An 8646-nucleotide genomic window follows, 5' to 3' on the forward strand; every position below is an offset into this window, starting at 1 on the left:
GGCGGTAGCTTGCGCGGCAAGACCATCGCGGTGCTCGGCCTGACCTTCAAGCCCGACACCGACGACATGCGCGATGCACCGTCGATCCCGCTGGTCACCGGCCTCCTCGACATGGGCGCCAAGGTAAAGGCCTTCGATCCCGTTGGCATGGAGCAGGCCAGGAGCGAGCTGCCCAACATCACCTATTGCGAGGATGCCTATTCCTGCGCGCAGGGCGCCGATGCGCTCGTCATCGTCACCGAGTGGGTGCAGTTCCGTGCGCTCGATCTCGACCGGCTGAAGGCGACCATGGCGCAGCCCGTCGTCGTCGACCTCCGCAACATCTATCGTCCCGAAGAGATGGCTGCGGCCGGTTTCACTTACGAGAGCGTGGGCCGGCCATCCGTGCAGGGCTGATCTCCATATTGTTGTTGACCGAAAACCGTCGTGGCCGGGCTTGTCCCGGCCATCCACGTCTTGTTCACTGCCAGGTGAAAGAACGTGGATGCCCGGGACAAGCCCGGGCATGACGACCGGATGATTTCTTGCCCCGTACCTTCGACACGCCCCTGCCGATCGATGCCGTGCTCGACGACCTCGCGCGCACGCTGGAGGCGAACAACGCGGCCGTGCTGGTCGCCCCTCCGGGCGCCGGCAAGACCACGCGGGTGCCGTTGGCGCTGCTCGATGCGCCCTGGGCCAAGGGCAAAAAGATCATCGTGCTGGAGCCGCGGCGCATTGCGGCGCGCGCCAGCGCCGACCGCATGGCCAAGTCGCTCGGCGAGCGTGCTGGCGAAACCGTCGGCTATCGCGTCCGCTTCGGCTCCAAGATCTCGCGCGCCACACGCATCGAGGTGGTGACGGAGGGCATCTTCACCCGCCAGATCCTCGACGATCCCGAACTCTCCGGCGTCGCCGCCATCCTGTTCGACGAATTCCACGAGCGCTCGCTCGATGCCGACATGGGTCTTGCGCTGGCGCGCGATGCCCAACTCGGCCTGCGCGAGGATTTGCGTATCCTCGTGATGTCGGCGACGCTCGACGGCGCGCGCGTCGCAAAGCTGCTTGGCGAGGCGCCTGTGGTCGAGAGCGAGGGCCGCGCCTTTCCGGTCGAGACCCGCTATCTCGGCCGCAAGGCCGATGCGCCGATCGAGCGGCAAATGGCCGATGCGATCGCGTCCGCGCTCCGCGCTGACAGCGGCTCGGTGCTCGCCTTCCTGCCCGGCGCCGCCGAAATCCGCCGCACCCAGAATTTCCTGGCTGAGCGCGTGCAGGACGCCAGCATCGAGATCGTGCCGCTGTTCGGCGCGCTCGATGCCGCTGTGCAGGACCGCGCCATCGCGCCGGCGCCGAGGGGCACGCGCAAGGTGGTGCTGGCGACCTCGATCGCGGAGACCTCGCTCACGATCGAAGGCGTGCGCATCGTGGTCGATTCCGGTCTCGCCCGCGTGCCGCGCTACGAGCCCGACATTGGACTGACCCGGCTCGAGACCGTGCGTGTTTCGCGCGCGGCGGCAGATCAGCGCCGCGGCCGCGCCGGCCGTACCGAGCCGGGGGTCTGCTATCGGCTCTGGGACGAGCCGCAGACGGCGTCGCTTGCGCCCTACACCCAGCCGGAAATTTTGAGCGCCGATCTGTCCTCGCTGGTGCTCGACCTCGCGCAATGGGGCGTGGCCGATCCCGCTGCGCTGTCGTTCCTCGATCCGCCGCCGCAACCGGCCTGGAAGGAAGCCAAGAGCCTGCTCTCCGAGCTCAATGCGCTCGACGGCGACGGTCGTATCACGGCAGAGGGAAAAAGCCTGCGTGCACTGGCGCTGCCGCCGCGGCTGGCGCGCATGATCGTGGATTCGCATCGTGCGGGTAGCGGCGAAGAGGCGGCCGAGATCGCGGCCATCCTCACCGAGCGCGGGCTCGGTGGCGACAGCGCCGATCTCGAGCACCGGCGCGACCAGTTCCGCCGCGACCGTTCGCCGCGGGCGGCGAGCGCGCGGGATCTCGCCCGACGCTGGGCCTCGCAGGTCGCAGCGTCCGAGAAGGCGGGACAGCAGGAGGATCTCTCGACCGGCCTGATGCTCGCCTACGCCTTCCCGGATCGTGTCGCGCGCAATCGCGGCAACGGCAGCTTTGTGCTCGCCAATGGCCGCGGCGCCGCGGTGGAGCAGACGTCCTCGCTCGCCCGCGCATCCTATATCGCGATCGGCGAGATGACGGGCACGGCCGCGAGCGGCCGCATCCTGCTCGCAGCGCAGATCACTGAGGACGAGATCGAGCTCCATTTCGCCGAGCATATCGAAACTCTCGACGAGATCTCGTTCGACCGTGGTGCGATGGCGCTGCGCGCGCGGCGCAAGCGCGTGCTGCATGCGATCACGCTGTCCGAGGCCACGCTTGCGGTGTCACCCTCGGAGGACACTGCACGCATCTTCGCGGATGGTCTGATCGCCGCCGGCCTCGACCGGCTGCCGTGGTCGAAGGCCGCAAAACAATGGCGCGACCGCGTGATGTTTCTGCGCAAGGCCGAGGGCGACAGCTGGCCCGATCTTTCCGACGACGGGCTGATCGCGCGGCGCGACGACTGGCTGGTGCCCGCGCTCTACGACAAGATCGCACTGAAGGACATTTCGCCCGGCGATCTCTCCGATGCGCTGATGGCGCTGCTGCCGTGGGAGATGCGCGCGCGGCTCGACCGCGAGGCGCCGACGCATTTCGAGGCGCCTACGGGAAGCGTGCTCGCGATCGACTACGAGGCCGAGCAGGGCCCGACCATTGCGGTGCGGCTGCAGGAATTGTTCGGCCTCAACACCCATCCGTCGGTCGCGGCGGGCAAGGTCCCGCTGGTGCTGGAATTGCTGTCGCCGGCGCAGCGCCCGGTGCAGGTCACGCGCGATCTCCCCGGTTTTTGGCGCGGCAGTTACGCCGCGGTGCGCTCCGATCTGCGCGGCCGCTATCCGCGCCATCCCTGGCCGGATGATCCCGCCAGCGCGCTGCCGACCCGGCGAGCCAAGCCGCGCGGGACGTGAGATTTTAGGCCGGCATTAACCGTCCGCTCATCCTTTTCGCCAAAATGGCGAAGTTCTGCCGTGGCTCCGCTCGCGGGTGGGCAGGTTGCGTGGTGAAATCGAGCTTTCCGGCTCGGAAGTGGTGTGATGCGTAACATTATGATCTTCGCGGCCATCATGATCGGCCTCGGCACCTTCATGGCGCAGATGGCGGACAGGATGAGCTCCGCCTCCGCCACATCAGTGCCGCGCGCGACGGTCGCCGTCGCAACCGCGGCCCCGGCCGGAAGCCGCAGCCTCGCCATCTCCCGCGATGTCCGCGGCCATTTTCAGACCGACGGCCGCATCGATGGTCAGCGTATCGGCTTCATGGTCGACACCGGCGCCTCCGTGGTGGCGCTGAACGAGACCTCGGCGGCCCGCTTCGGCTTGCGCCCCTCGCGCAGCGAATACAACGCGACCGTCACCACCGCGAACGGCACCATCAAAGCCGCGCGCACCCGCATCGCCATGCTGGATGTCGGCGGCCTCATCGTGCGCGATGTCGATGCCATGGTGCTGCCGGATGCAGCGTTGTCCGAGAACCTGCTCGGCCTCTCCTTCCTGTCCCGTCTGAAGCGCTTCGAGTACGCCAACGGCCAGATGGTGCTGGAGCAGTAAATCCAGACGGATTGCTGCCGGATCATTCGATATTGCACTGAACCGAGCCCGCGGCAGGTAACGTTTTTCCGTTACCAAACTGCCGCAATTATCGGCCATAAGCCCTCATTCCCGCCTTCCGCTGCGGCCCGGCATTCGCTAAGGCTGCACCAATTCCCGCCCTTTTCACGAGACCGTCTCAATGTTTCCCAAGCCGAAATCCGTGCTTCTGCCCAACACCTACGCCTTCGAATCCGAGCCGATGGTCAAGCCCACCGGTTTTCGCGAATACGACGCGCGCTGGCTGTTCCAGAAGGAAATCAACCTGATGGGCGTGCAGGCGCTCGGCATGGGGCTGGGCGCACTGATTGCGGAACTCGGCGTGAAACAGGAGATCGTCACCGGGCATGATTTCCGCGGCTATTCCGCCTCGATCAAATATGCGCTGATTTCCGGCCTGATGGCGGCGGGCTGCAAGGTGCACGACATCGGGCTTGCGGTGACGCCGATGGCCTATTTCGCGCAGTTCGATCTCGATGTGCCCTGCGTCGCCATGGTCACGGCCTCGCACAACGACAATGGCTGGACCGGCGTGAAGATGGGCGCCAACCGCCCGCTGACTTTCGGTCCCGACGAGATGACGCGGCTGAAGGAGATCGTGCTCAACGCCGAGTTCAAGAACAAGGCCGGCGGCGCCTACCAGTTCCACGAGAACTATCCGGCGCGCTACATCGCCGATCTCACGGGCCGCCCGAAGCTCAAGCGCAAGCTCAAGGTCGTTGCGGCCTGCGGCAACGGCACCGCCGGCGCGTTCGCACCGCAGGTGCTGGAGGCGATCGGCTGCGAGGTGATTCCGCTCGACACCGAGCTCGATCACACCTTCCCGAAATACAATCCGAACCCTGAAGACATGGAGATGCTGCACGCGATCCGCGACGCGGTGCTGCATCACAAGGCCGATGTCGGCCTCGGTTTCGACGGCGACGGCGATCGTTGCGGCGTCGTCGACAACACCGGCGAGGAGATCTTTGCCGACAAGGTCGGCGTGATGCTGGCGCGCGACATGTCGGCGATCCACAAGGAGGCGCAGTTCATCGTCGACGTGAAGTCGACCGGTCTCTTCATCACCGATCCCGTCTTGCAGAAGCAGGGCGCCAGGACCGCTTATTGGAAGACCGGCCATTCCTACATGAAGCGCCGCACCAACGAGACCGGCGCGCTCGCGGGCTTCGAGAAGTCCGGCCACTTCTTCTTCAACAAGCCGTATGGCCGCGGCTATGACGACGGCCTGGTCTCGGCGATCGCGATCTGCGACATGCTCGACCGCGCCCCCGGCAAGTCGATGGCGGACCTGAAGGATGCGTTGCCGAAGACCTGGTCGTCGCCGACCATGTCGCCGCATTGCGCCGACGAGACCAAGTATGGCGTCATCGACAAGGTGGTGAAGCATTTTGAAGGCTTACAGGCCGAGGGCGCCAAGATCGGCGATCAGGCGATCCGCGATCTCGTTACCGTCAACGGCGTGCGGGTTACGGTCGAAGACGGCAGCTGGGGCCTGGTGCGCGCGTCCTCCAACAAGCCCGAGCTCGTGGTTGTCGTTGAGAGCCCGGTCTCGGAGCAGCGCATGCACGACATGTTCGAGATGGTGAACAGCGTGCTGCGCACGCATCCCGAAGTCGGGCAATACAACCAGACGATCTGATGTGTGGCGACCGCTCCGACGGCGGTCTACTCCCTCGCCCCGTTCTTACGGGGAGAGGGTTGGGGTGAGGGGCCTCTCCCGCGCAAGCGGGCAGAGGTTAGCAGTCTCGGTCGAACTCTAAGCCGCCACCACGGCCGGGATCGGCAGCGCGGTGACCGACTTGATCTTCTCCATCGCGAAGCGCGAGGTGACGTTCTTCAGCGGCACGGCGGCGATCAGCTTCTTGTAGAAGACATCATAGGCCTGCATGTCGGCGACCACGACGCGCAGCATGTAGTCGACGTCGCCGGCCATGCGGTAGAATTCCATCACCTCGGGCATGGCGCTGACGGCTTCGGCGAATTTCTTCAGCCAGGCGTCGGAATGGTCGGAGCTCTCCACCGACACGAATACGGAGATGCCGAGCCCGATCTTGTTCTGATCGACCAGCGCCACCCGCTTCAGGATCACGCCGTCGGCTTCCAGCCGCTGGATGCGCTTCCAGCAGGGGGTCGAGGACAGCCCGACGCGATCGCCGATTTCGGCGACGGACAGGGAAGCATCGTCCTGGAGCACCATCAGGATCTTGCGATCGATGGCGTCGAGGCGGCGGCTGGTCTCGGGGATCTGGACAGCGACATCAGTCATTTGAAGAACTTTGTTCCATTTCAGGGGCTGATTTCCCTGATATAGAGAAAATCCTTCTATATCAAGTCTATAATCTCGGCGACCTCCAGGGTGCCGCTCCGCGCGCCTCGCCCAAAAACTCTTCAACTTCAATGCGTTGTGGGGCGGCCAACCCTCCGCCATGGCGGGTGCATTTCAGTGCCGCGGTGGCCGCGGCGAATCGCAGCGCCTCCCGCACCGTCTCGCCTTCAGCGAGCCGAAGCGTGAAGGCGCCGTGGAAGACGTCGCCGGCCCCGAGCGTATCGACCGCCTCGACCGGGAAGGCCGGCCTCTCCTCCAGCGCGCCGGCCTCGTTCAGCCAGATCGTGCCGCGCGGACCACGGGTCGCTGCGAGGAAGGCGGGTGTCAGCCTGGCGAGCCGTTTCAACGCCTCGCCGTCCTCAGTAACGCCCGCCGTCTCCTGGACCTGCTCGCTGGCAAACAGCAGATGCGAGGCGGCCGTGAGTAGGCCGTCGGTCAGCGCCATAGCGCGGTCGACGCCGACGATGACGGGGATGCCGCGCCGGCGCGCCTCAACGCAGAGATCGATGCAAAACGTGCCGCAGCGGCTCTCGACGAGGACGGCCTGACAATCGGCGAGCAGTTCGTCTGCATCCGGCAGCTTCACGGTCCACAGTGCTGGATCGCGATAGATGGCCAGCGTTCGCTCGCCTGTTCCGTCGATGATGATCGCGGAGACGGGCGTCGCCGCACCCGGCATGCGCAAGACGTGCGTGGTATCGATGCCCTCGGCGGCCATCCGTTCGAGAATGAAGCCGCTCGATGTCTCCCGCGCATCGCCCATGGGACCTGCAAAGGCGACGCGGCCGCCAAGCCGTGCCATCGCGATCGCGGCATTGAGCGCGTTGCCGCCGCAGATCTCGGCGAGATGCGTGGCATTCGCCTTGCTCCCGCGTTCCGGCACGGCCTCAACCCGGAAGGTGAGGTCGCGCACGGGAATGCCGATACAGAGGATGCGCGGTGCGATCCCGGATGCGACCATCGCGGATCTAGCTCTTGTCGTGCACCCAGCGGCCGAGCAGGTGATGTGCGATGGCGAACGGGTGCGGACCGGCGAACCCGTCGGGATGCGTCCGCGTCAGCATCAGCGCCGCTTCTTCGCGCGTGAACCAGCGCGCATCCTCCAGCTCGGAGTGATCGACGACGATGTCCTCGTTCAGCGCCCGCGCGCTGCAGCCGATCATCAGCGACGACGGATAGGGCCATGGCTGCGTCATGTAATAGTGCACGTCGGTGCAGCGAATGCCGGACTCTTCCAGAATCTCGCGGCGGACCGCGTCCTCGATGGTCTCGGCGGCCTCGACGAAGCCGGCGAGGCAGGAATACATGCCGGACGGAAACTGCTTCTGGCGGCCGAGCAGGCATTTCTCGCCTGACGCCACCAGCATGATCACGACCGGATCGGTGCGCGGGAAATGCTCGGCCTTGCAGGCCGGGCAGTCGCGCTTCCAGCCGCCTTCCTTCATCGCGCTGCGCGTGCCGCAATTGGCGCAATAGCCGTGGCGCTGATGCCAGCTGACCATCGACTTCGCCATCGCGATCGCCGACAGTTCCTCGGGCGGGATCGCGCCCTGCATCGCCATGCCGCGCAGTTCGGTGACGGTGTAGTCCTCACGGCCCACAAGCTTCTCGGCAGCAGCCTGCGACATTCCCATGCCGAAGATCGCCGCTCCGTCGCGCAGGCCCAGGAAGATCGTGCCGGGATTGGCGCCGCACTTTGTCGCTTCATCGATCGACAGCAGCGCGCGCGCCTTGTCGCCCTCGCGCTTCACAAGAAGCGAGTCACGATAGACGACATAGGCGCGCGACGACGATTTCTGCTCCAGTGCGAACAGTTTTTGGTCATCGCGGCGCAGGTGCGCAGCGCGATCCAGGATGTTGGTGACGAAGGCCGGCTGCCCCAGCGGAAACGAGTCGAATGCTGACATTTCTTGTTCTTTCAACCCAACCAGATTTTTCGGCGAAGCGCGCTGATGAAATTCTGCACCTCGGCGGCGTCGTGCGCCAGCGGCGGCATCACGCCCCAGACCGGCCGCGGCCAGGCGGCATCACTGGTGCGGCGCGCGATGATGTGAACGTGAAGCTGCGGCACGAGATTGCCGAGTGCTGCGATGTTGAGCTTGTCGCATTTGGTGATCTCCTTCAGCGCGCGCGAGACGCGGGAGATCTCGGTCATCAATTGCGCCTGCTGCACCTCGTCGAGATCGATGATCTCGACTGCATCGGCACGCCGCGGCACCAGCAGCAGCCAGGGATAATGGGCGTCCTTGATGACCAGCACTTTCGACAGCGGCAGATCGCCGATGTCGATGGTGTCTTCTTTCAGGCGGGAGTGCAGCGACCAGGCGGGATCGGACATATGTGTTTCCAAATTGCCCGGCGTGGTCGGGCGCGTTGGCGCCGACCATACGATACGAGGTCAGTCAGGGGAAGGATGGCAACTGCATACTCGATCGTCGTCCTGGACAAGCGTAGCGAAGCGGAGCGCCGATCCAGGGCCCACCACAGATGGGATTTGGCGACGACTCGTGGTGACCAGCTTCGCCCGACAACCTCTCTTTGGGGTAATGGGTCCCGGCCTTCGCCCTAGGGCATGCACACATCTTTCTTGGCAGGAAGTTGCCTTGGGGGATTCCCGAATCGGCACTTTGTGTGATTCCT

8 protein-coding genes are annotated in these 8646 nt (G+C 65.4%); 4 read left to right on the forward strand and 4 right to left on the reverse strand.

Annotated elements, in window-relative coordinates:
* The 4 genes from JQ587_RS36460 to JQ587_RS36475 form a co-directional block, all read left to right on the forward strand.
* A partial coding sequence (locus tag JQ587_RS36460) for a UDP binding domain-containing protein (RefSeq protein WP_283815714.1) occupies positions 1-396 on the forward strand: 396 nt, incomplete at its 5' end.
* 128 nt (positions 397-524) lie between these two features.
* Positions 525-2999: an ATP-dependent helicase HrpB gene (gene hrpB, locus JQ587_RS36465; RefSeq protein ID WP_212428588.1), complete on the forward strand. Its 2475-nt coding sequence runs from the start codon at positions 525-527 to the stop codon at positions 2997-2999.
* Positions 3000-3125: 126 nt separating this feature from the next.
* A complete protein-coding gene (locus JQ587_RS36470) occupies positions 3126-3638 on the forward strand; it encodes a TIGR02281 family clan AA aspartic protease (protein ID WP_212303957.1) in 513 nt (170 codons plus the stop codon).
* A 181-nt stretch (positions 3639-3819) separates the two neighbouring features.
* Positions 3820-5319, forward strand: a complete 1500-nt coding sequence (locus JQ587_RS36475) for a phosphomannomutase/phosphoglucomutase (protein ID WP_212428589.1) — start codon at positions 3820-3822, stop codon at positions 5317-5319.
* 117 nt (positions 5320-5436) lie between these two features.
* Here the strand turns inward: JQ587_RS36475 and JQ587_RS36480 are convergent, their stop codons facing one another.
* The 4 genes from JQ587_RS36480 to JQ587_RS36495 all read right to left on the reverse strand — a co-directional run bounded on the left by JQ587_RS36480 (position 5437) and on the right by JQ587_RS36495 (position 8344).
* Positions 5437-5946, reverse strand: coding sequence for an Lrp/AsnC family transcriptional regulator (locus tag JQ587_RS36480; RefSeq protein ID WP_212303955.1), 510 nt, complete (start codon positions 5944-5946; stop codon positions 5437-5439).
* 67 nt (positions 5947-6013) lie between these two features.
* Entirely contained in the window at positions 6014-6967 is a 954-nt protein-coding gene (locus tag JQ587_RS36485) for a sugar kinase (RefSeq protein WP_212428590.1), read from the reverse strand.
* 7 nt (positions 6968-6974) lie between these two features.
* Positions 6975-7913, reverse strand: coding sequence for an NAD(+) diphosphatase (nudC, locus tag JQ587_RS36490; RefSeq protein WP_212428591.1), 939 nt, complete (start codon positions 7911-7913; stop codon positions 6975-6977).
* An 11-nt stretch (positions 7914-7924) separates the two neighbouring features.
* The gene (locus JQ587_RS36495; protein ID WP_212303952.1) at positions 7925-8344 is read right to left on the reverse strand and encodes an HIT domain-containing protein; all 420 of its coding nucleotides are present in this window, start codon (positions 8342-8344) and stop codon (positions 7925-7927) included.
* Between the last annotated feature and the right edge of the window lie 302 nt (positions 8345-8646).

It is taken from the genome of Bradyrhizobium manausense (genome assembly GCF_018130615.1).
Classification (GTDB): domain Bacteria; phylum Pseudomonadota; class Alphaproteobacteria; order Rhizobiales; family Xanthobacteraceae; genus Bradyrhizobium; species Bradyrhizobium manausense_A.